This is a genomic window from Bacillus gobiensis (assembly GCF_001278705.1).
Lineage (GTDB): Bacteria > Bacillota > Bacilli > Bacillales > Bacillaceae > Bacillus > Bacillus gobiensis.
The window spans coordinates 4,410,483-4,431,621 of record NZ_CP012600.1 but is presented as its reverse complement, the minus strand read 5'-3'; the positions used below and the strand labels follow the sequence as shown (position 1 = coordinate 4,431,621).

Genomic DNA, 21,139 nt, shown 5'->3' with positions numbered 1-21,139 from the left:
CTCAAGCATAAGAAATGCGATTGATCGGTTGAAATCGAATCGTAACAAAAACGAACAAAAGAGCAGGATGAAATTGCCCTGCTCTTTTATGTATGTGTTTACTGCTATGAGAGACCCTTAGGAGATCCAATTTAGGTGTGTATCCTTTAAAATGCGTAGGATATTTTCGCTCTCTGTTTCAATTTTTTCATTTTATAGCCATTTTTGGACTTACCTCAAAATAACATTAAAGGAGACATGCCTATGTGATCATGTCCTTGATGCTGAGAAACATCATCTACAGTTTTATCGCCACTCAACAATTTCATTGAGATTTTGTCTTGCTTTTGGACGTTTGGGATCCTCTTTCCGATATCCGAAAGCGACCATACAAGCTACACCGAAATCGTTGCCGTCAATGATACCCTCATTTTGCAAAATAGCGGTCACCTGCTTTTTATCAAAACCTTCTATTGGACAGGAATCAATACCGATCTGAGCCGCAGCTGTCATCATGTTTCCTAATGCTATATATGTTTGTTTGCTTGCCCATTCAAAAATGAGACGGTCATTATCTTCGAGTTCTGTTTCGACGAAGGATTTATAGAAACCAGAAAGATTTTGTACAACTTCTTCCGGCATATGGTGAATGTCTTTCATCATTTTGACCACGTGAACGGAATCATGCCTTAAGCCTTCTTTTCTTCTGGCCAATATAACTACAAAATGGCTGGCAGTAGGAAGTTGTCCCTGGGCACCGCCAGATACAGGTTTTAATTTTTCGCGAAGCGCTGCATCCTGGATCACGACAAACTTCCACGGCTCCAAACCAACTGAACTTGGAGACAACCTACCTGTCTCCAAAATAAAGTGAAAATCTTCATCCGAAATCTTTTTGTTGGTATCAAATACCTTGCAAGCATGTCTGAACTGGTAAGCTTTTAAAATTTCCTGTTTTTTACTTTCAGTTCCTATCATGTGGAATCATCCTTCCTTTTTAGTAATACTTTACTAAACCATATTTCTCCAAAAGTATTTTATTATCCTGCTAGTCAAGTCAGTTCAATAATCTTTATTTCATTACATGGTCCGATTGTTGAATAGAATGACCCGCATTTTTTTAACAACTTTATTATTTTTTAAACGACCTTTTTGTAAACTAAACAACGAATTTGTTACAGAGGGTGATGATCATCTTTGAGTCTTGTCACTTTAGGAGTTATTTCGCATCTATTTTAAGCGTTATTTTGCACTATAAGGGCTAGTACCAACATTTTGACGTAAAACCCACGTTAAGACATTATTTGGTAGGGAATTAGTGTTATTCCTTACTCTAAGCTAATTCCCTTTAACGTAAACAGTCCTGCGAAAAGGGAATTACTTTTAGGGAAGGGTTAAGGGAACAAAAATCTTCTGTTTTACAACCATTAGATAATTAGTATTTAACTTCCCCAAAATGGTCGTTAAAGGGAAATTACTTATTCATCAGTGGTTTTGTCCTTAGCGTGGGAAATATGATAAATGGTTGGTGATACCCCTATAAGGCTTAGTGACAGGGTTGCCGCTCTAGACCGCAAAGTATAGTTTCTAATCCTCTAATCAATAGATTACACTCAAAATAGTGATTATTCTAATATTAGGGGATGGATATTTATGAAACGAAATTGGAATGAAGATGAGTTGCTAGAACATTTTGTAGTAGTACCAATTGAAAGAAAACTGATTGGTAATAAAACTGGGGCAAGTCGTTTAGGATTTGCAGTATTATTAAAGTACTTTCAACAAGAGGCTAGATTTCCTTCTAAGAAACAAGATATTCCCAAAGTGGTAGTTGAATTCATGGCACAGCAATTGGGGGTAGCTTCAGCGCTCTTTGAGGAATATCGTTGGGGTGCAGATGAAAGAAACTTTACTTATCATCGAAAACAAATTCGAGAATTCTTCGGTTTTCGAGAACTTACAGCAAAAGATAACGAACTTTTGACAGAGTGGTTGCACGGACAAGTTCAGTTTACTCATGATATCGACTACTTAAAAAATCAGTCATATAGCTTATTTCGTAAGTGGAAAGTCGAACCTCCTTCGATTGGAAGCTTGAATCGGATGATTGATTCTGCCATTGACACTTTTGAAAAGAATTTATATCAATCGACTTATCATCAGCTGTCTCCCAGGACTTGTTCTCGATTAGATGCATTACTGGAATCTCATGTGGATGAGCACTCGGAAGAAGGTTTTGAAGAAGAGTTTCATGAGAAAATGGAATCTGACATTTTAACTTTTCGGCACCTTTTATCTTCTCCTCGTAAACCAAGTGTAAGCACCATGGAAATGGAAGTTCAAAAACTATTAGCGATCAAGCATCTACACATTCCTCCAGGATTATTTCATCATTTGACTCCGAAATTAGTAAAGAAATATCGACTTCGTGCAGCTACGGAGACCGTAACGGAAATGCGTGCACACCCAGCACCCATTCGCTATACCCTACTTGCCATCTTATTTTCGCATCGTCATGGGGAAGTCATTGATTATTTAGCTGATTTATTGGATGAAATTACCCTTAAGTTCGGAAATAAGGCCAAGTATACAACCCGAAAAGAAGCAGTAAAGGAATTAGAAAGAGTCCAAGGGAAAAATAAACATATTGTCAACTTATTAAAAGCGACGGTAGATTATCCAGAAGGCGTTATTCAAGATACTCTATTCCCTATTGTCAGTCCTTCCACGATTCAAAATATTATAAAAGATATGACAAAAAATAATCGGGAATACAAAGAAAAAATCTATACAAAGATGCATGCCTCTTATCGTGGATATTATCGACATGCTTTCTCTAATATTTTAATGAATCTTACCTTTCGGTCCAACAATAAATTTCATCAACCTGTGATTGAAGCCATTCAACTCATTCGAGAATATGGAGAAAGTGGGCAACGTTATTTCGCTGCTGGAGATGAAGTTCCTATTGAAGGCGTAATTCAGCCCAAATGGAAAGATGTCATTATCGAGACAGACAGCAAAGGCATAGAGAGAGTGAATCGTTCAATTATGAAATTGCAGTGATCCAATCGCTTCGTACTCGACTTCGTTGTAAAGAAATTTGGATTGAGGGCGCTGATCGATATCGAAACCCAGAAAGATCTCCCTCAAGATTTTGAAGAGCACAAGGAAGAATATTTTCAAGCACTGAAAGCACCACTTGATGTAGAGACTTTTATCGAAGATATTATACAGTTGATGAAAGATAAGCTCCAATTACTAAATCAAGGGTTAGAGGTTCAAAGTAACGAAAAAGTCGCGATTACTACTAGAAATAACAAGGGATGGATTCGAGTCACTCCACTTGAAAAGCAACCCGAACCCCCACATGTGACGAGGATAAAACAGGAGATTAAGAACCGTTGGTCCGACATCAACCTATTGGATTTACTAAAAGAAACAGATTTTCACACGGAATTTACCAAGCACTTTAAGACTACAGCCGATCGCGAGATTTTAGATCGAGAAACCATCCAGAGACGGCTTCTTTTAAGTTTATTTGGATTAGGAACGAACACAGGTTTAAAAGCCGTTTCAGCTGGAAACCACCTAGATAGTTATCGGGAACTTCGGTATATACGCCAAAAATTTATTCATTTAGATCATTTACGAAAAGCCAATGCAGAGGTTACCAATCATATTATCTACCATCGACAGAAAGAAGTATGGGGAGAAGCTACTACTGCATGTGCTTCCGATTCAAAACATTTTGGATCTTGGGATCAGAACCTGCTTTCCGAATGGCATCCTCGTTATAAGAGGCAGGGGGTTATGCTCTATTGGCATACAGATCGAAAATCGGCATGTATTTATTCTCAGCTTAAGTCCTGTCTTTCTTCCGAAGTGGCTACGATGATAGAAGGGGTCCTTCGTCACTGCACAGATATGGAAATTGATCGAAATTATGTTGATACACACGGGCAAAGTGTGGTTGCTTTTGCTTTTTGTCATCTGCTTGGTTTTAAACTGATGCCACGCTTCAAAAATATAGGTTCTCAAAAGTTATATCGTCCAGAAGCTGGCATGAATGAGGAATATCTTCACCTTCAACCGGTTCTAAGTAGACCGATTAATTGGGATCTTATCCGTCAACAGTATGAACAAATCATTAAGTACGCAACTGCCTTACGATTAGGAACCGCATCAGCAGAAGCCATTTTAAAGCGATTTACTAGGGATACGAAACATCCAACCTATCTGGCTTTATGTGAATTAGGGAAAGCCATTAAAACGATCTTTTTATGTGACTATTTACACTATGACGAGATTCGTAGAGAAATCCATGAAGGATTAAATACAGTAGAACAATGGAACTCAGTCAATACCTATATTTTTTATGGAAAAAACAGTGAAATGCGTTCCAATGCAATAGAAGATCAAGAAGTAGCTGCCTTATCACTTCAATTGCTGCAAAATTGCTTAGTCTATATGAATACCTTAATGGTACAAGAAGTACTTTATGACAACAATCAATATTGGTTGAAGAAAATGACCCCGGAAGATTTTAGAGGATTAACACCTTTATTTTATCATCACGTCAATCCATATGGAACTTTTGAACTCGATATGGATCAGCGAATACCTATTAAGTTGAAAGTATCATAGTTTTCATGATTTTGATTAGAGAGAAAACCAGCTAATATCCCGTCAGATATTAGCTGGTTTTCTGTAATGAACAAGAGCTCAATCCTTCCTCCAGAAAAGCGCCCGATTGCAGAATAACAATGAGATAAGAATAAGTTGCAGAAGTGGCTCCTAAAATAATAAGCTCACTTTTTAGTGATTCTGTCATATTGCATTTTGAACAACTTTAATAAATGAGGAATATCTTGCTCCCCTTTGATCCAAAAACTTACCCAGCCCGAATTGGGAAGAACATGATGTGGGTCCGCTAGTCTTGCTTGAATGAGTTCATCTCTAACCAATTTAGGAAAAGGAAAGTCAACAAGGTTTTCGCCATGCAAATGACCTAATTCTTTATTTTTATAGCGAAATTCCACTCCTCCAAACCGATGTGGATGCTCGCTAACACCATTCCAGCTAAGAAGCTCCTGTCTTAATGATTCAAGTAACATTCGCCTCACCCTTTCTTAAAAATGTTTATAAACAATTAGTTTTGTATTGATATAGCGTACTGATTAAAACAAATGTCAAAATGTTTTTGCAGCTTGAGATGCTTTCCGAAAACCTTCCTCAATAATAGCTTCACTTTGGTCAGGAAATTGATTGTGCCCTTCAATAACTATCGTTGTAATGTCTGTAATACCAAAAACGTTCAAATGATTCTTAACAAAACTTACAGCCATTTCAGAAGAATCCCCTTCTGCGTATACCCCGCCTCTTGCGTTCAATAAAGCCACTTTCTTATCAGGTAATAGACCTACTAAGCCTTCAGCTGTATACTTAAATGTTTTACGCGGGTGATGCATATAATCCAGATAGGAGTGTAGAACGGCAGGAACAGTTAAGTTCCAAAGTGGAAAAGCAATGACCAATTTATCAGTTGCGATAAACTGTTCTAGATGCTTAGTAACAATATCATGTACCGCCTTCTCTTCCAGTGTGAGTTCCATTCCCTGAGACGATTTGAAATTTCCACTAATCATAACATCACCTAAATAAGGCAATGTTTCTTTATACAAATCGAGTTCAGTCACCGAATCATTTGGATGGGATGCTCTATAGCTTTCCAAAAATGCATCATATAATTTCCCAGTAACAGATCCTTGACGATTGTTCGCTTTAACAAATAAAGTTGTTGTCATTTTAATCTCCTCCAAATATGAGTAATAGTGAAACTTAATCTAAACTAACTTCAGCCTTCTAACTGGATGCTTTTTCTCTTTGCTCTGCCAAACTGAAAATAGTAAAACAACAGAATGCCTAAATGCAAAGCAGCTAGAACGAGAAATATATTGCTGTAAATGATACCGTTTGGATAGATATTTGCCGGGTTCCAATGAACATCAGAGCCAAGATCCACCACCTTACTGTAAACCCCTGAAGCCATTCCTCCTGCAATGAAATTCAGCATCGATAAAAGTCCCATTCCCACTCCATCCTGTTCCTTTGGCAAGGTCATAGAGATTGAATTGGACATAGCAATCATCATAAAGGTTTGCCCGACATTACCGAAAATCAAAAAGATAGCAATGAATACTGGAGATATTCCAGTGAAGGTTGAAAGTAAAATAAAACAGGTCAATAACAATCCAGATGCAACAAAGTAGAGATACGAATTCCCTTTCAAGTCTGCTAGTTTACCACCTTTTTTCCCAAGTATTGCCGAGGCTACTGCAGCAGGAACCATCGCAAAACCGATCCAGCTAGGTGGCAACTGATGTACATGAGCCAAAAGCAATGGACTAAGAAAATAAAGGGAAAAACCAATTCCGCTTATTAGAAAAGCTATCGTTAGTCTGAGAGTATAGCTCTTATTTGTAAAAAGCCCAGGTTGAACAAACGGATCGGAAACGGAACGAATTCGTGCTATGAACAGCGCTAAAGCAAGTAATCCGCCAATAGTAAACCACCACGTTCCACTCGTAACGCCAAGAAGAAGCAAGGTTAATGTAATAGCCAGAAAACCACCACCAACCCAGTCAAGTTTACCGGGATCCCCCTGCTCTTCCCCCAAATTTTTACGATAAAAGGGCAACGTAATTAAAATGAAGAGAGGGATACAGAATAACCAGCGCCAATGCGCGACACTTACAATTAATGCAGAAATAACTGGACCAAGAGCACTGCCAAGAGCCAAACCTACGAACGCTGTACCCATAGCTGAACCTCTCTGCTCAGGAGGAAAATAGCGCAATGGAATAATCATAGCTGTTGCTGGGATAGCAGCAGCTCCTACTGCCTGCAAGCACCTTCCGACAAGCAACATCCAGAAAGTTTGGGAGGCGAGGCCAATCAGTGAACCGAAAGCAAAAAATAACAATCCAAACGTTAGCAAATTTTTGAGCTTGTATCGGTCTGCCAGCTTTCCGTAAATGACCGTTCCTATCCCGTAAATCAAAGCATACGATGAAGTGACCCAGCTTACCTGAGCAGTAGTAAGATCAAACGCTATACTAATTTCGGGAAGTACGAAGTTGAACATCAATACGCTCATTGCTGAAAGGACAAGTGTGAACATCACAATACGCATTAATTTCTCTCCTGTTTGTTGAGATACCTCCTTTTCCATTCTCCATAACCACCCTTCATTTAAGTACTATTTAAAAAAGATAAATGACTGTCTGTGCTGACTGTCATGTTGTTGGTGAAAAAACTAGGGAGTTAAAGCCCTAGTGAATGTTTGCACACTCTTCATTATAAATGCCTCTAGGGACACGGTTGGAAAGTTATCATTGGAATCCAGGTTGTTCATAAAAGCCCCGAAATTCAGCATCATGAACGACAACGCCTGTAGCTCTGGGTCCGTTCGAATCAGCTTTCCTTTTTCGTACATAGCCATAAAGTAATTGGTCAAAATTTCTAGCAATTGTCGAGGATGTTTTTGTGTTCTTTCTCTAAACCCGGGTAAATTACCTTCCTCCTTGAGGCTGATCATAATCATTTTCCGGTTACGATTCATAATTTCATGATATGTTCGACTGATCAGGAGCAAATCTGTTTGCAAATCCCATACGAGCTTTTCGTTAAAAAGTTTTGTTATCTCATCGGCATAATGAAAACGGTCAAACGCCGTTTCGAGAAGGTTTTGTTTGCTTCCAAATCGGCGAAACAGCGTTTTTTCACTCAAACCTGCCACAGTAGCGATTTCCTGGGTAGATACACCATTGTAGCCTTTCTCCGCCATTAGATCAATCGCTGCCAACAGCAGCTTATCATCGTTGCTTAAATTATTACTGCTGCTCATACTTTCATCCTTTCTGATAGACAGTAAGTACTGACTGTCATTCGATTATATTGTATTCCAGTTGTTATAAATTTGTCAAGATAGATTTCACTTTTAGCACTAATAAAATGATGGAGCGACTGAAAAAGCCTGAATTTCCCGAATGACCTTATATCGAAAAATAAACCAAAGAGAGCTAACGAAAAACCTCGTTGAAATCCAGCAAGGTTTATTTGTATACATTATTTGTAATTTACCTTGCGGTATTCGTAGTTTAGCTCTCTCTACCCCTATTAAACATTAACATAAATTATCTATTTTCTTTAAAAGTGTTGTTCCGCTATATGGCGATTGCTGAATAACGTAATGCTATGTTTATACACGCTATTACCAAAAACCAGTGTTTTTGCAATGTCCCCCCATCGCCCTGCTGTCCTTTGATTTTATTAAGATTAGCAGTTACCAAAAATAGCTTGCTGTTGCGCTACGGATGTATGATAGTAAAGAATATTCTATAAAGGAGATAGTCTCAGCAACTGGAATATCTCAAGGTTCCTTATATAGAGCAGTCAACAGAAGAAAGCTTGAAGAAATAAAAAAATAGGCGTGTTTTATTATTTCTTCAATTTTACTTTGCGGTCTACAGCAGGAACCCTGTCACTAAGCCTATAAGTAAATATAAAAAAACCCAATTTCTCAGCATTAAAATTGAGAAATTGGGTTTTTTTCGTTACTCCGGAAAAGCGCCCTTTCGTATATTCTGGAATAAGTGTGATGATGTTTTGAAACTTCTTGATTGTTGCTCGACTTTTGTTTTGGCAATGAACAAGCAATTTATTTGATTAAAGCATTTTTTAACCCCTTTTTATTGACATTAACACTAGTGTCATTCTTTAGACTGTAGTCAACAACATCAGAAAGGGGCATTTACATTGAAGAGAAATAACCAAAATGAGAAAGTATACAATCAGAGTAAATCATCAGTGAGTGAGTCGCACACCTGTGACGGTAATCGGTTTGGGAATGTTGGAAGTAAGCTGGCGAGGTGTTAAAGAAAAATAGGCATGATCCCTGCAGCTAAGTAAAGATCTTTTTGTTCAAGAATTTGCAAACCAAATGTGTTTGGTATACCCAATATAAAGGTTGTATTCAGTTTTGGACTACAAATGACCAGGAGGAAATTAACATGAAATCACGCATTTTAATCGCAGGTGGATATGGAGTTATCGGTACCAACATTGCTCATATTGGTCTCTCCGAAATGGCAGATGAAATTGTACCCATTTTATTTAAAGGGCTGCAATCGTCTCTAAAGCGTCCAATTGTTTTGTTGGCTCATCAAGATGCTGGTGTCATTACATTAATCGCCAAAAAGGCTGCAGATAAATTCAGTCAGATAAACTCAATCGAAATAGCTGGTGTTTACGATGATCTTGATCTGCTGGGCCCAATGAACCAAAGTGATTATGAAGACAGTTCAGGATTGACTGAACGTACACTTCTGCTTGAGAACGGAAAATGGATCTGGGTGGATCCTGCCATGTATGTGAGGAAAGTCCAGATAACAAAAGACCTTGTATTGAATGGTTTTCCAGTATCTTTACTTGATGTACCCAGTCTCGCAGCGATTACTAATGCGGCTAGTATCCGTTGGGATTACGTACAGGGCGACTCAATCGGGACAATAGCTGGGGATAATCCATCCCATGATACCTATATCGACATCGAGGGAACACTGCAAGATGGAGACACTGCCAAACATCGAATCGTTGTATCTGATCCAAAGGGTCAAGCGCACCTTGTTGGAATTGGCGTATTGGTTGGAATTGAGCGCATTTTTGGTCTAGGCGGGCAGGAGCCTGCTGCCGGCGGATTGCATTTGCCTGAAACGCTTGTGAACCCAGATGCAGCAATTTCACGTTTAGAACAATTCGGCGTCAAGATTTCAACCCATTCGATTAAGTAAAGTCAATGCTGTTTAGCATCGGCAGGAAATGCATGTGGAAATATGTAAAAACCGCCGCTGCGTCATAACCATGGAAAAAAGTTTGTAAAACGGATTAAACCAACGGATAGATGCTGATGTTTTCCTCTTCTTATTTTGATGAAAAAAATGTTTTAGTAGATGCCGGGTAGGTCTAAGTAAATAATAAATGGATTGAAAGAAGGCGAATAGGAATGAAAGTGCTGACAGTCGTTTCACACCCAAGGCAGGATTCTTTAACCTTTGCAGTTGCAAAGCGTTTTGAGCAAGGTTTAAAAGACGCAGGACATGAGACAGAAATATTGGACTTACATCGCATTGGTTTTGACCCTGTATTGTGGGAGGCTGACGAGCCAGATTGGTTAAAGAAAAACCAAACATTCTCTCCAGAGGTAGAGAGGGAAATCGCACGCATGAAGGAACATGATGCATTAGCTTATATTTATCCACTCTGGTGGTACAGTATGCCTGCCATGCTAATGGGGTATATCGAGCGGGTGTGGAACTATGGGTTTGCATATGGAACGAGCAAACTGCATCACGGGCGTGTACTGTGGCTGATTTTAGCAGGAGCATCGCCTGAACAATTAGCAAAAAGAGGATACGATAAGATGATCGAACATTTTCAAAATATAAGTTTAGCTAACTATGCGGGAATTGAAAATTCAAAAGTTGAATTTTTATATGAAACGTTAAAGAGAGATCCTGAACATATTAAAAGTTTGTTAGACCAAGCTTATAATCAGGGGTTTAATTACGCTAACGATTAATCGTGACTGTTCTAGTCAGGCATATTTATTTCAATAAAACCTTCCTTGTCAAAAAACGGAAGGTTTTTACCTTTTACCGGAACGTTTCGAAGGCACAGATGGCCAGTAACTGTGCATCATCTGATAAGTCCCACGCCCCCAAATGACAGTGTCGGCAGTACTCAGAATTTCTTTCGCGTGTTTCTCCAAATCAGCATCGTAGGAAACCCAGCCAATGTCCATTTCACCATTCGGCCCTTCTACAAAACCGTCAAGCGATGCGTGCAGAAATAGAACGAGTTTTCTCATTTTCAGTTCTCCTTTGTTCATGAGGGATATCTACATTATACATTTACTACATTTTAGCATAATTCAACTTGGGTTGTTTCTTATGGATTGCTAATCCCAAACCTGCCCGTTAGCTTAACAAGAATAAGCAGAAAGCCGAAGCTTTGTGTTCGTGTCGGTGACAGTAAACAGGCACGATTTGACCAACATATTTTTCTTATTCGATGAGGTATTCTCATATTCCTTGTTGTCTATATAACGGAACCAAGCCAAATAATTTTGCAAATATTTGGTTGCAACACCATTGAAGCGGTCCATCCATTTCTTCAAGCGGCTGTGATAGCTGTTTACGTTTTGGATATGGTAAACGCCTTTGACACGTTGTTTTCCGTCGGACTTAAATCAGTAATGAGCCAAGCCCTTTGCATTCGCATAGGAGCTGAATGCCCGCCAGGAATCCGTGCAAAGCACGTTTGAATCCGATAGATAACCGCCAATCGCCTCATCTAATTTCGTTGTCCGAATGCGACCGCGCCCAAGAACGCCAGAGTACGTCATTTTCTGACGGTCACGGGCAACGAGGACACATACTTGGTCCTTGCTTATGCCACGATATTTGGCTTTTCCGCCTCGTTTACGTGGCTTGCGTTCGGTGATGTTCCACTTGCCCTTTTCCGAGTACAGAAAGTAGGTCTCGTCCATTTCAACGATACCTTGGAATGATTCGGTTGGAATCTGTTTCAGGGCAGCAAGTATCTTATGTCGCCAGTAAAACAAGGTGACATATGTGTGGCTTCGTCGTTTAATTGCTCGGCACATTTTCTCAGCGAATAGCCCTCAATCATGCATTCAATAAAACGAACCCACACATGAGGTCTTCTCGTTCGTTGAAGAGGTGTGTTTGTAAGGTCATTAAAGGTTTGGCGACAGGATTTACAGCGGTAACGCTGACGTTTAACCTCTCCAGCACGTGTTTTTACGGCGTACTTCCCAAAACGAACGACAGAATGGGTTTTGCAATGCGGACAAACAAGCCCATCTTTGTGCTTCTGCTCTTGGATTTCGTCAATTGCTCGAACGGGAGCCGACACACCCTTGGTTCGGGATTGCAAAAAGAAGGAAAACATACGCTAAGAGAATTTTTTGTAAGAGATGAAATGATACAGGTTCATATAGCTAAAATACAAGGATTAGAGGTTAATGAAGCTTTTGAACAGACAAGAAATATGTTTCAGTCTTTACCTGTTAGTAAATATCCGTCTTTAGTTGAACTTGCCAAGCTTTTTTAGCTCCTTTAAATGGGGTAGTACCAGCGTAGCTGACACCACCCGCAAACGTATGGATATAAATGTAAAGAATCCTCTGATTTCTGATTTCGAGAGTTCTTTTTTATGGGTAATTATAATTTGATCAACTATCGTTCTCCGTTAACGAAGCAAAGCTGCCAATTGAATTGGCAGCCTTGTCATGGTTGAGATAAGCCTACTGCTCTGACAGTTCGCACGTTGAGTTTCTTGTTCTTTTGACGCCACTTCAGCCGATTTACCGTAGTACCTTGATGAGGGCGCCGAGTTCCTCGTTTCCGTAGCCCATGTCCAAGGCCTTCTGAAAAATCCCCATGGCGAACGTTGGAAATTCATTGTTAATTCCAGCTTCATGAGCTTGTTCCATAAATAATTTGATTGTTTTCATACACATATCGATAGCACTTTGAGGATTCTTATAATCTTCTTTTTGAATAACCTCACTCTCATACTTAACCATCTGTCCTAGAATAGGTGAGATATTCGCAATCATTGATCCTAGAGAATCGACTGGAATTCCCTCCGATTCAAAGATTCTTGCACCATGAAAGAAACCTGTCATTGAACCAAACATATTTGAAAGCACAGCTAAATCCCACGCAGCAGCAGCTCCTACCTGCTCACCCATAAAACTTACATTTCCCGCGAGAATCTTAAGAACTTCTTCATTTTGCTGGAATGCATCTTTAGCACCCGATACAAAAATAGGGGTATCCGCTTTCCCCATTTGGCTAGGAGTTGCTAAGATGGCACCATCTAGATATTTAGCACCTCTCTCATGTGCCCATGCTTCATTGTCTCGTGCTTCTTGGGGTGTACCTGTGCTCATCTGAACGATGCCTCGATCAGCCAGAGTTGAGAAAACCTCGTCAGTATCCAAAATCTTATACGTAGTATCGTAGTTGCTGACACAAATGATAACCACAGGACTCGCGCTTACCGCACTCGCTACACTAGATGCTAAAATGGCGCCTTGTTGAATTAGTTTTTTAGCTTTCTCACTTGATCGATTCCAGACTGTAACGCTTTTACCGTTTTGAATCAAAGTTTGGGCAATTGCTGTACCCATTGGACCCAAACCGATAACTGTAACATTACTCATACTATTTCCTCCTTGTGCTAAGTTCAATTTTCTTCACTCCACCAACTATGGACACACGTAACGAAAAAGAGTTAGGCCCTAAACCTCCTGTCCTGCGTTCGTCACATTGCTGCTAGAACTATGTAGATTAAAAATAAATAAGACTAAACAGTATCGTACACCAGATAAGATACTACACCGTTTAGTCTTATGTCAATGGGATTCGTAAAAAGTTTTTCGTATCACGGACGAATTTACTCCTAGAAATTTCACTAGCCCTGTTGGTATACTCCTGAAAATCAAAATTGCCCCAACAGAATCGCATTAAAATAACCAAGTGTTATTCCAATGAAATTCAAAAGGGGCAATTCAAATTGGTGTTAAGAAAAGTCTTGATTATGAATGTTTAAAGCTTCTCATGAACATTCGGAAGATGTAGGTCAATCAGATATGTTGTAATTGTTTTGAGTTGGACTGCAGAGCCCTCCAATCCTAGAACCGGGATTGAAGAATAAGCTCCATTGATCACCATCAGAATCTGATCTGTCCAACCATCATCACTTACACCCGCCTGCTGGCTCAGACGAGACAATAGCGATCGTAATGTACGATTGTATTCTAACGAAAACTTGTGCGCAGGATGATTTTCTTCAGAGAATTCTGTAAATGCATTCAAAAAGGGACAACCCCGGTAATATTCAGGCGTTAATAATTCAATCGTGGCGTCAATCAATGCCATCAACTGTGCTTTTGGCGATCCTTCATGCTGAGTGATAGCCTTATCAAAATGTTGCCAAATGTGATCATCGACTTCCTTAAGATATGCCATAATTAAATCATCTTTGGTTGGAAAATGTCGATAAAGAGTTGCCTTACTTACACCAGATCGCTCAACAATTGTATCCATACTAATTGAACGGATGCCCTCACGATAAAACAAATCGGAAGCCACATCCAGTAAGCGCTGGCGTGCGGAAGAACGTGCTGGTATCATTTCTTTCACCTGACCAATCTCAAATGTTTATTTTCTCAGAACTTGTTTCTTCGAAAAAGACGAAACCGTTCAGTATTTAAGTATATCACGTGTGATCACCTCAATCAAAAGGAAGAACTAATAAGAGGCCAGTACGGGTGTGGCCACCTGTAGTGAGAAGCGCCGTACTCAGCTGGTCGGAGAGGTTTTCAGCAAGCGGCCGTCGCGCAGGCGAAGGTATCGCTAGCGGCCTCGATCTATCGTTCTTCGTCCCTCGGTTTTAAGGGTTTTGTAAGAAAATCATATCTTACCGGGGGAACTTAATGATAAGTTCAAAACATAACTAATCTCTTGTACTGAAAAACCAGTCCCCCTAAAGGACTAGTTCACGCGGCGTTTATTCAACTATTGTACCCGTTAGCTTAGGAACCTTCATTTAATGAAGTTCCGTTTTTGATTTTGTAAATGGAACATTGAGCTTTGTGAGACTTATATTGTCTAAAATGTACAACTTATATATACTAATTTCAAGTGATAAGTTCCGATACTCACCAACAGAAGAAGAACTAAAACGTTACTACGATGTGGTCTGGAAGGCGAAAAACTTTCAAGATATGATGATTGTCAAAACATTACTATATACGGGTGTTCGGGTAAGTGAATTAATCAATATTCAGCTAATCGATGTAGATTTCAACTACTGCCAGATCCGCATTAACAAAGGAAAAGGAAGCAAGGACCGTATTGTTCCTTTTCCTCATTCATTTAAAGAGACGCTCGCTATGCACGCTGATTCTATGAGGAAAAAGCATGCGATCTATTTGTTTGAATCCTCATGGAAGAAGAAATATACGGATCGAGGTGTTCGTAAAATATTGGCTAAATACTCAGAAGAAGCAGGGCTTGCCCAAAGCCTGTCGCCACACAAGCTACGTCACTTCCTATTAACTTGGTTGAAAAAGCAAGGAATCGATGATGCTTTGATTCAACCTTACTCAGGCCATGAAAGCAGAAAATCCTTGGAGGTCTACTCAAAGCTGGCTATTACAGATGCCCAACAAGAATATAACGAAGTAATCAATAGATTTCCAATTTAATTCCACCCAATTTGCGGGTGGTGTCAGCTACGCTGGTACTACCCCAAGGAGGAAAGAAAATATTTGCACTATTACTACCTCCGTACCTTTCTTTCCATTCAATTGATTAATCCGAATAGCAAATAAAAACCATCATTTTGAAAAAAAGATTGATCAAAATATGGTTTTTTTGAATTTAATTATCAATTTTTTATATTAAAATTTTGATCATTTCTTAGCCTTTTGATACTCTTTTATCATCTTAACAAATCCAAGAAGAAAATGTATATTGCGAGGTAATTTAAGTTCTGAAAATAAACTGCTGGTGTAATTCATCCTCTTACGATTATTTGAAAGGCTTAAAAAAACTTCTGTTCCTTTTATCTTATCTAATATTAAGTTCGCAGCTTTTTCGTAGTCAGCATTTTTGAAAATATGTTTATCCATTATATTACCAGGCATTCTATTATAACCATTTTTAAATGAATCATAAGCTCTTATTGCATTATCCTCTAACTCATTTAGCGATGAAAATGATGTATTCTCTAAAGGAATTAAACTAATACTAAATTCATCCCCTAAACTATAATCCTTATATATTTCAGCATTTCCTGCATTTATAACAAAGTGCTGATAAGCCCTGTCGAATATTCTTTCTGCTTGTCCAACGTAATAAATATCTTTTACACAATTATGTATGATATAAATACCAGAGAAATTATAAATACCTCGTCTCTCTCTTACATTTTTATTTCTAAATTCAAGCAACTCTTGTGGAGTAACTTTTATCATTTTTTTTCTTAGTTCATCTAACTCTTTTCTCACAATTCCTTTATTCCCATTTCGTTCAATTTCAGTTGTCATTTTATAAAAATATGACGGCGATATTTCAAAAGGTTTATAATTACTTAAAACATGCCTTATCCAATTTAGTTCATCTTCTGTTAGCATATAATCACCTATCTAGATATTCTTATTTTGCTAAGAGGGGTATCGCCCTGGCGGTACCCCATGAAGAAATGTACTTAAGTTAAAGTTACAGGTCAAGAATAATAAGGAAATAAAAGGCTATCTGAACGAAAAAAGTAGTTCTTCATATCATTAAAAATTAGAGCAGATAGACCATTTCAAAAAGCCCTAGGTAGTTTGCTTGTGCAATTTAAAACTCCTTTTCATAGAGTACTAGAGAATAAGCAATATGTCACCAATGGATCTTAAATCTCAAATGTAAAAAAGGGGTAATGATATATGTGTGTAATTAAACGGAGATCGGCTTTTAGAGCTACTGGTGTTAATCAAAGCCTACCAGCTAATAATACGGTAAAAGTTAATTTTCCAAATCAACAATTCGATCTGGCAAATGAATACGATGCAGCTACATCTACATTTATTCCAGCAATTGATGGAGTATACATTATACAAGCAACTATTACATTTCAGACTAATTTTAATGATAGAAACCTTAATTTTTTTGCGAGAGCAAATATTCGGTTGAATGGCAACTTTGTTAAAGGTGTTGATACCGGTTACCGACTTGCAGCAAATTTAGTAGGAAACCAAAACCTTCCTAATACTGTAACCGTTTCTACTATCGTTCAGCTGGAAGCGGGTGATCGTGTGGATGTAACTGCTATAAGTAGTACAGCCGTGAATATTACACCAGAAATAAGTGTAGAAGATAATATAGAAGCAACTTATTTTACAGCAGCTAGATTATGATTACCGTTCTGTATAAAATGACTATAGTATGCAACCAACTTGTTCATCTAAAGGATAGGATAGCTTTTGTTTGCAGTATGTAAAAAGAAATTCAATTTAGATTGTCTTTTCAAGGGCATAGTAACCACACCATCCCACTAAGCTTTTCGGTATATCGTAGCTTAGCTCCCTCTACCCCTATTTGCGGTATCCCGTAAAATCAATAGAAAAAAGTTTTCGATGAAAAAATCTTAATCCACTGGCGAGAGTGTAAACTAAACTGTGTAAGTGTGAGAGCGTACGGCTCTTGCTTCCCAGTTTTGTTTTTTTATTGATAGAATAGAAACAAATGAATGGGGAGGTTTACATTCTGGCTAAATCAAAACGGGATCCAAAATCTGTAGAGTTAGCGAATCGAATTCTGGAAAATTATCAGCTGGAAACGGCGGAAGATATGCAAAATGCTCTTAATTCCAAGGTATGTGCCACATGAAGTTAAGGATTCTTATGGAGGAAAATGTTGAAACGGAATTGAAACAAAGAGCATATTATCTTGGTGCTCCTTTGACTTCTGTTATAATACTGCATTTAGTTCTGTATTCGAGTTCATTTTCTGCTTCAAAAGCAAATCTTGATTTATTTAAAGGAACAAAAAGTATTCAAATCAATTTTAGAGATTACGTTGTTAATTTGTACAATGATAAGCCTAGGTATAATCATCAACTTCATTTTCTCATCTCCTACCACCTAAATAAGGTTGTCAAGAAGACAAACGAACAGTGGAAATCCTTCAAAGCCGATAAGAAGCAGCGATTGATTTTTAATACCTATTTGATAGACAAGCAGATTATAAACAATATAAAAGACTTTAAAGATAAAACGGGATTGTCTTTAACTGTTATTATAAACTATGCAGCAATCTTAGATCTACAAGATCAAATTTCCAATGTAGTGGGGGATAAACAACCACAAGGGTTTCAATTGTCAGAAAGCATTATCGGCAATTTAACACAAGAATGCGAGAATAAAAATTTGAAATTAGGGTATTTGTTAGGGGAAAAGTTAGAAATTTTAATCAATTCCCTCTCGAGGTCTTTAAAAGTAAGAGCTTAGGTTTTTTCCTAGAGGAGTACTTTCTAAGATGCTCCTCTTTGATGGCGATGAAAAGATTTTTAAATTAAACCTTATTAATAGTTAATATAATTAATTCATTAGATCATTTGACGGAACGTTAGTTCGTGATTTATACTTATTTTTAATAGTCAAGATAAGGATGCATTATCTTGAATAACCATCCTTTTATTTACATATTCCAAAATTAAGTAAGTTCATGAAATAAAGTAAGTTACTTATTAAAAAATACTCAATCGACTTGATCATGGAGAGGGAGGGTTACATGAATCATTTGGAAATCTTGAATCAAGCCAAAAAAAGTGATGAACTTCAAACCTTCATACAAAATTTAGAAATCAATCACTTTTTAGATGAGAACCGAAATTTGAATCTCTCAAATGCTAGTGAACGAGATTTTATTGAGTTGTTCTTCTATTCCAGGATCTTCATCAAAGGGAAGGAACTATCGAAGCATACCATTCGGGCCTACAGAGGAGATGCGAAAACCCTTCTGGATTTTCTTTCGACACATAAGCTCTCTTTTCGAGACATCGGGTATCCAGAAGTAAAAGTGTACAACGATTACATTACAGAGAAATACGCAGCAAAGACTGCGGTCCGAAAATTAGAGTTTTTTCGGCGGCTGCTCGATTTTGGGTTTGATACGAGCTATTACTCCTCCCCTCTTTCCAGATGGATTCATAAACCAGCCGTTAGACGCGGCCACTATTTGAACGAGGAGAACAAAAACCGTGTACAGCTACGGGAACTCACCCAAGAAGATGCGGAAAATCTCATCGATTATTTTCCTAAGGTCGTACGAACACAAACCTACAGGAGACATCTCCAACAGCGAAACCTTTTGCTGGGTTATCTTCTCTATACTACAGGTTTACGAGCGAGTGAGTTCGTAAGCTTAAATAAAGGAAGTTTCTATTATCGAAAGGGTGAACTTTGGGTCGATGTCATTGGGAAGGGAAGGAAACATCGAGAGGTTCCTGTACGGGTAGAGACGGAAATGGAGCTCTTACGATACCTTGAAATGTGGGAAGGTTCAAGTGAGATCAATCCACGTGATGAGACCCCCTTATTTTATTCTCTATATAATAAGGAAGAAACTCGTCAGAGAATTACTTATAATCACCTCTATAAGATTGTTAAAGAGGTGGTCCGAATCGCTGGGGCGAACCAAAAGATCAGTCCTCATTGGTTCCGACATACGTTCGTTACGACAATGCTCGAGAACGAAGTACCACTGGTGGATGTGAAAGAATGGGTGGGTCACTCTGATATCTCAACCACAAACATTTACCTCGATCGAGTGAACAAGGGTAAGAGTTATCAACGTCTCAAGAAGGTCTCGCTTTTTGAAAACAAAAATTCACCGTCGCAAGAATATTAGGCCCGACACGACCAAAAAAAGAAAAATTGCACGTCAAGGAAATATTTTTACACATAAAAACCCGATTCTCACGTATTTAAGAATCGGGTTTTTATTACTTTCTTTTTATTTTTGTTTTGATCGATCATAATATTGAACTTGATTTATGGGATTGTTTGGTATGATGATTATAATAACTCGATCGAGGTGGTTGATTTGTCAGGGTTGAAAGAGTATGTAGGATCAATTATTCGGATGTTTAGAGAGTCAAAGGGTCTAACTTTAATAGAATTAGCTAATGATTTAGATGTTACTATTAGGCCTAGTGACAGGGTAGCTGCTCTAGTCCGCAGGATTTATTCCAATAAAAGTAATTTACTTATTTAATATGGTAATGAAAAAGAAATCCTTGAAATTACCATGAGAGTCCTAATTCATCGCAATAAACATCTGCTTCAATAAAACAATTCCTCATATCAGCCTCACTATCTAATTCACCGAGAATATCATACACTGTCTTTTTTAACGCATCGACAGTTGTATAAGGGACGTAGATTATATACTCGTTAGCTATGATCTCCATTTTGTAATTATCTTTTAGGAACTGCTCGACACTTTCTCTTACCTTTCCTTTACTACGTACAAATTTATTGTTATTTTCTATTCGCAGCCACATTCTTATTTTTGCAGTGAGAAAGCCTAGAAATATTATCCTCATCAAGAACGTTGCCACGATTGCGAAGAACTTGTAGTGCGGATTCCATATAACGAGTATTCCAGACTACAATAGCATTTACGACTAAACCCAATGCACCTAATTGATCTTCTTGGCCGTCTCGATAGGATTGATGAAGCTCTCCTCGCTTTCCGTAAAATACAGCCCTTGCCAAACTATGTCTTGCTTCTCCTCTATTTAATTGTGTTAGAATTTTGCGACGATAGTTCTCATCATGTAAGTATAATAGTAGATAACGTGTCTTAAAAATCCGCCCAAATTCTCCGATTGCTCGTCCTAACATGGTAGGTTTTCCATTCTGTTGCAACGCCTGAATAAGATGAGTTGCATTTACTTTATTAAGTTTAAGAGAGCCAGCAACTCGAAGCATATCCTCCCAATGACGGTGTATCAAGTCTTCACGAATACGACTTTTGGATAACTGATTCAGAATTCCATAGTCTGACGTGGAATGGAAACGCCAAAGACGTGACTCACCAACATCAGCTAAACGTGGGCTAAATTGATAACCTAACAATCCAAAGAGCCCAAAGATGATATCACTATAACCAGCTGTATCGGTCATAATTTCTCTTGGCTGTACGACCTGTACCGAAATATTTAGGGTTGGGACCGGAATGTACAGATTTCACTGGAGTGACAAAACGCAATCCATCCGCGGAAGCAACCTCGCCACCTCCCCATATAAGTCTTCAAACATGAATGGGGCACGTCCCGTTGCGATTGCTACTTCATGTCCTTTCTCTTTTAAAGCTTGAATTGCCTCTTTTGTTGAAAGAAGTATTTTCTTGTCATGGTTAAGTAGTGTTCCATCTATATCAAAAAAGATCATCTTCCCAGTCATTTTATCACCTCATTAATTATTTATGAGATTTCCATATTTCTTTGT

The 21,139-nt window shown here is 38.3% G+C and carries 15 protein-coding genes and 6 pseudogenes; 8 read left to right on the top strand and 13 right to left on the bottom strand.

From position 1 onward, the window contains the following. Positions 1-285 precede the first annotated feature (285 nt). Positions 286-957, bottom strand: coding sequence for an NAD(P)H-dependent oxidoreductase (locus tag AM592_RS22260; protein WP_053605789.1), 672 nt, complete (start codon positions 955-957; stop codon positions 286-288). Between the two features lie 675 nt (positions 958-1,632). Here AM592_RS22260 and AM592_RS23630 point away from each other — a divergent pair. Next, a pseudogene (locus AM592_RS23630) lies at positions 1,633-4,626 on the top strand (Tn3 family transposase). A gap of 164 nt (positions 4,627-4,790) precedes the next feature. Here AM592_RS23630 and AM592_RS22245 read toward each other — a convergent pair. From AM592_RS22245 to AM592_RS22230, 4 genes are all read right to left on the bottom strand, one after another. Continuing rightward, positions 4,791-5,096 (bottom strand): luciferase domain-containing protein, encoded by a 306-nt coding sequence (locus AM592_RS22245; protein WP_053605787.1) that lies wholly within the window; start codon positions 5,094-5,096, stop codon positions 4,791-4,793. A 75-nt stretch (positions 5,097-5,171) separates the two neighbouring features. Continuing rightward, positions 5,172-5,786: an FMN-dependent NADH-azoreductase gene (locus tag AM592_RS22240; RefSeq protein WP_053605786.1), complete on the bottom strand. Its 615-nt coding sequence runs from the start codon at positions 5,784-5,786 to the stop codon at positions 5,172-5,174. Positions 5,787-5,836: 50 nt separating this feature from the next. After that, positions 5,837-7,213 carry an MFS transporter gene (locus AM592_RS22235; protein WP_053605785.1) on the bottom strand — a complete coding sequence of 459 codons (1,377 nt, stop codon included), beginning with the start codon at positions 7,211-7,213 and terminating at the stop codon, positions 5,837-5,839. Between the two features lie 84 nt (positions 7,214-7,297). Further along, entirely contained in the window at positions 7,298-7,888 is a 591-nt protein-coding gene (locus AM592_RS22230) for a TetR/AcrR family transcriptional regulator (protein WP_053605784.1), read from the bottom strand. Positions 7,889-8,339: 451 nt separating this feature from the next. On the opposite strand from AM592_RS22230, the pseudogene AM592_RS24870 reads away from it, so the two are divergent. The 3 genes and pseudogenes from AM592_RS24870 to AM592_RS22215 all read left to right on the top strand — a co-directional run. After that, positions 8,340-8,471, top strand: a pseudogene (locus tag AM592_RS24870) (recombinase family protein); the annotation flags it as partial. 582 nt (positions 8,472-9,053) lie between these two features. Next, a complete protein-coding gene (locus AM592_RS22220) occupies positions 9,054-9,833 on the top strand; it encodes a hypothetical protein (protein WP_053605782.1) in 780 nt (259 codons plus the stop codon). Between the two features lie 212 nt (positions 9,834-10,045). Further along, positions 10,046-10,621 (top strand): NAD(P)H oxidoreductase, encoded by a 576-nt coding sequence (locus AM592_RS22215; protein WP_053605781.1) that lies wholly within the window; start codon positions 10,046-10,048, stop codon positions 10,619-10,621. Positions 10,622-10,690: 69 nt separating this feature from the next. Here AM592_RS22215 and AM592_RS22210 read toward each other — a convergent pair. From AM592_RS22210 to AM592_RS22190, 4 genes and pseudogenes are all read right to left on the bottom strand, one after another. Further along, a pseudogene (locus AM592_RS22210) lies at positions 10,691-10,909 on the bottom strand (dihydrofolate reductase family protein); the annotation flags it as partial. Positions 10,910-11,023: 114 nt separating this feature from the next. After that, positions 11,024-12,015, bottom strand: a pseudogene (locus AM592_RS23620) (IS1595 family transposase). Between the two features lie 415 nt (positions 12,016-12,430). Then, positions 12,431-13,294 carry an NAD(P)-dependent oxidoreductase gene (locus tag AM592_RS22195; RefSeq protein ID WP_053605779.1) on the bottom strand — a complete coding sequence of 288 codons (864 nt, stop codon included), beginning with the start codon at positions 13,292-13,294 and terminating at the stop codon, positions 12,431-12,433. Between the two features lie 385 nt (positions 13,295-13,679). Further along, positions 13,680-14,267 (bottom strand): TetR/AcrR family transcriptional regulator, encoded by a 588-nt coding sequence (locus AM592_RS22190; protein WP_053605778.1) that lies wholly within the window; start codon positions 14,265-14,267, stop codon positions 13,680-13,682. Between the two features lie 482 nt (positions 14,268-14,749). Between AM592_RS22190 and AM592_RS22185 the strand changes: the two genes are divergently transcribed. After that, positions 14,750-15,343 (top strand): tyrosine-type recombinase/integrase, encoded by a 594-nt coding sequence (locus AM592_RS22185; RefSeq protein ID WP_053606222.1) that lies wholly within the window; start codon positions 14,750-14,752, stop codon positions 15,341-15,343. A 207-nt stretch (positions 15,344-15,550) separates the two neighbouring features. Here AM592_RS22185 and AM592_RS22180 read toward each other — a convergent pair whose 3' ends face one another. Then, positions 15,551-16,273, bottom strand: coding sequence for a GIY-YIG nuclease family protein (locus AM592_RS22180; RefSeq protein WP_098945275.1), 723 nt, complete (start codon positions 16,271-16,273; stop codon positions 15,551-15,553). Positions 16,274-16,570: 297 nt separating this feature from the next. On the opposite strand from AM592_RS22180, the gene AM592_RS22175 reads away from it, so the two are divergent. From AM592_RS22175 to AM592_RS22165, 3 genes are all read left to right on the top strand, one after another. Beyond that, positions 16,571-17,041 carry a hypothetical protein gene (locus AM592_RS22175; RefSeq protein WP_053605776.1) on the top strand — a complete coding sequence of 157 codons (471 nt, stop codon included), beginning with the start codon at positions 16,571-16,573 and terminating at the stop codon, positions 17,039-17,041. A 468-nt stretch (positions 17,042-17,509) separates the two neighbouring features. Next, positions 17,510-18,133 (top strand): hypothetical protein, encoded by a 624-nt coding sequence (locus AM592_RS22170; RefSeq protein ID WP_053605775.1) that lies wholly within the window; start codon positions 17,510-17,512, stop codon positions 18,131-18,133. Positions 18,134-18,416: 283 nt separating this feature from the next. Beyond that, positions 18,417-19,535, top strand: a complete 1,119-nt coding sequence (locus tag AM592_RS22165; protein WP_053605774.1) for a tyrosine-type recombinase/integrase — start codon at positions 18,417-18,419, stop codon at positions 19,533-19,535. A gap of 394 nt (positions 19,536-19,929) precedes the next feature. On the opposite strand, the gene AM592_RS25270 is transcribed toward AM592_RS22165, so the two are convergent. From AM592_RS25270 to AM592_RS22150, 3 genes and pseudogenes are all read right to left on the bottom strand, one after another. Next, positions 19,930-20,097 carry a hypothetical protein gene (locus AM592_RS25270; protein ID WP_312883837.1) on the bottom strand — a complete coding sequence of 56 codons (168 nt, stop codon included), beginning with the start codon at positions 20,095-20,097 and terminating at the stop codon, positions 19,930-19,932. Positions 20,098-20,185: 88 nt separating this feature from the next. After that, positions 20,186-20,936: pseudogene (locus AM592_RS22155) on the bottom strand (Tn3 family transposase); the annotation flags it as partial. Continuing rightward, positions 20,924-21,094 (bottom strand): annotated as a pseudogene (locus tag AM592_RS22150) (HAD hydrolase family protein); the annotation flags it as partial. The pseudogenes AM592_RS22155 and AM592_RS22150, both read right to left, overlap by 13 nt. Positions 21,095-21,139: the final 45 nt, after the last annotated feature.

Excerpts from the sequence above, each read along its gene's own strand:
- AM592_RS22260 (WP_053605789.1), bottom strand. The coding sequence starts at position 957 with ATGATAGGAACTGAAAGTAAAAAACAGGAAATTTTAAAAGCTTACCAG.
- AM592_RS22245 (WP_053605787.1), bottom strand. The coding sequence starts at position 5,096 with ATGTTACTTGAATCATTAAGACAGGAGCTTCTTAGCTGGAATGGTGTT.
- AM592_RS22240 (WP_053605786.1), bottom strand. The coding sequence starts at position 5,786 with ATGACAACAACTTTATTTGTTAAAGCGAACAATCGTCAAGGATCTGTT.
- AM592_RS22235 (WP_053605785.1), bottom strand. The coding sequence starts at position 7,213 with ATGGAAAAGGAGGTATCTCAACAAACAGGAGAGAAATTAATGCGTATT.
- AM592_RS22230 (WP_053605784.1), bottom strand. The coding sequence starts at position 7,888 with ATGAGCAGCAGTAATAATTTAAGCAACGATGATAAGCTGCTGTTGGCA.
- AM592_RS22220 (WP_053605782.1), top strand. The coding sequence starts at position 9,054 with ATGAAATCACGCATTTTAATCGCAGGTGGATATGGAGTTATCGGTACC.
- AM592_RS22215 (WP_053605781.1), top strand. The coding sequence starts at position 10,046 with ATGAAAGTGCTGACAGTCGTTTCACACCCAAGGCAGGATTCTTTAACC.
- AM592_RS22195 (WP_053605779.1), bottom strand. The coding sequence starts at position 13,294 with ATGAGTAATGTTACAGTTATCGGTTTGGGTCCAATGGGTACAGCAATT.
- AM592_RS22190 (WP_053605778.1), bottom strand. The coding sequence starts at position 14,267 with ATGATACCAGCACGTTCTTCCGCACGCCAGCGCTTACTGGATGTGGCT.
- AM592_RS22185 (WP_053606222.1), top strand. The coding sequence starts at position 14,750 with ATGTACAACTTATATATACTAATTTCAAGTGATAAGTTCCGATACTCA.
- AM592_RS22180 (WP_098945275.1), bottom strand. The coding sequence starts at position 16,273 with ATGCTAACAGAAGATGAACTAAATTGGATAAGGCATGTTTTAAGTAAT.
- AM592_RS22175 (WP_053605776.1), top strand. The coding sequence starts at position 16,571 with ATGTGTGTAATTAAACGGAGATCGGCTTTTAGAGCTACTGGTGTTAAT.
- AM592_RS22170 (WP_053605775.1), top strand. The coding sequence starts at position 17,510 with ATGAAGTTAAGGATTCTTATGGAGGAAAATGTTGAAACGGAATTGAAA.
- AM592_RS22165 (WP_053605774.1), top strand. The coding sequence starts at position 18,417 with ATGAATCATTTGGAAATCTTGAATCAAGCCAAAAAAAGTGATGAACTT.
- AM592_RS25270 (WP_312883837.1), bottom strand. The coding sequence starts at position 20,097 with ATGGAGATCATAGCTAACGAGTATATAATCTACGTCCCTTATACAACT.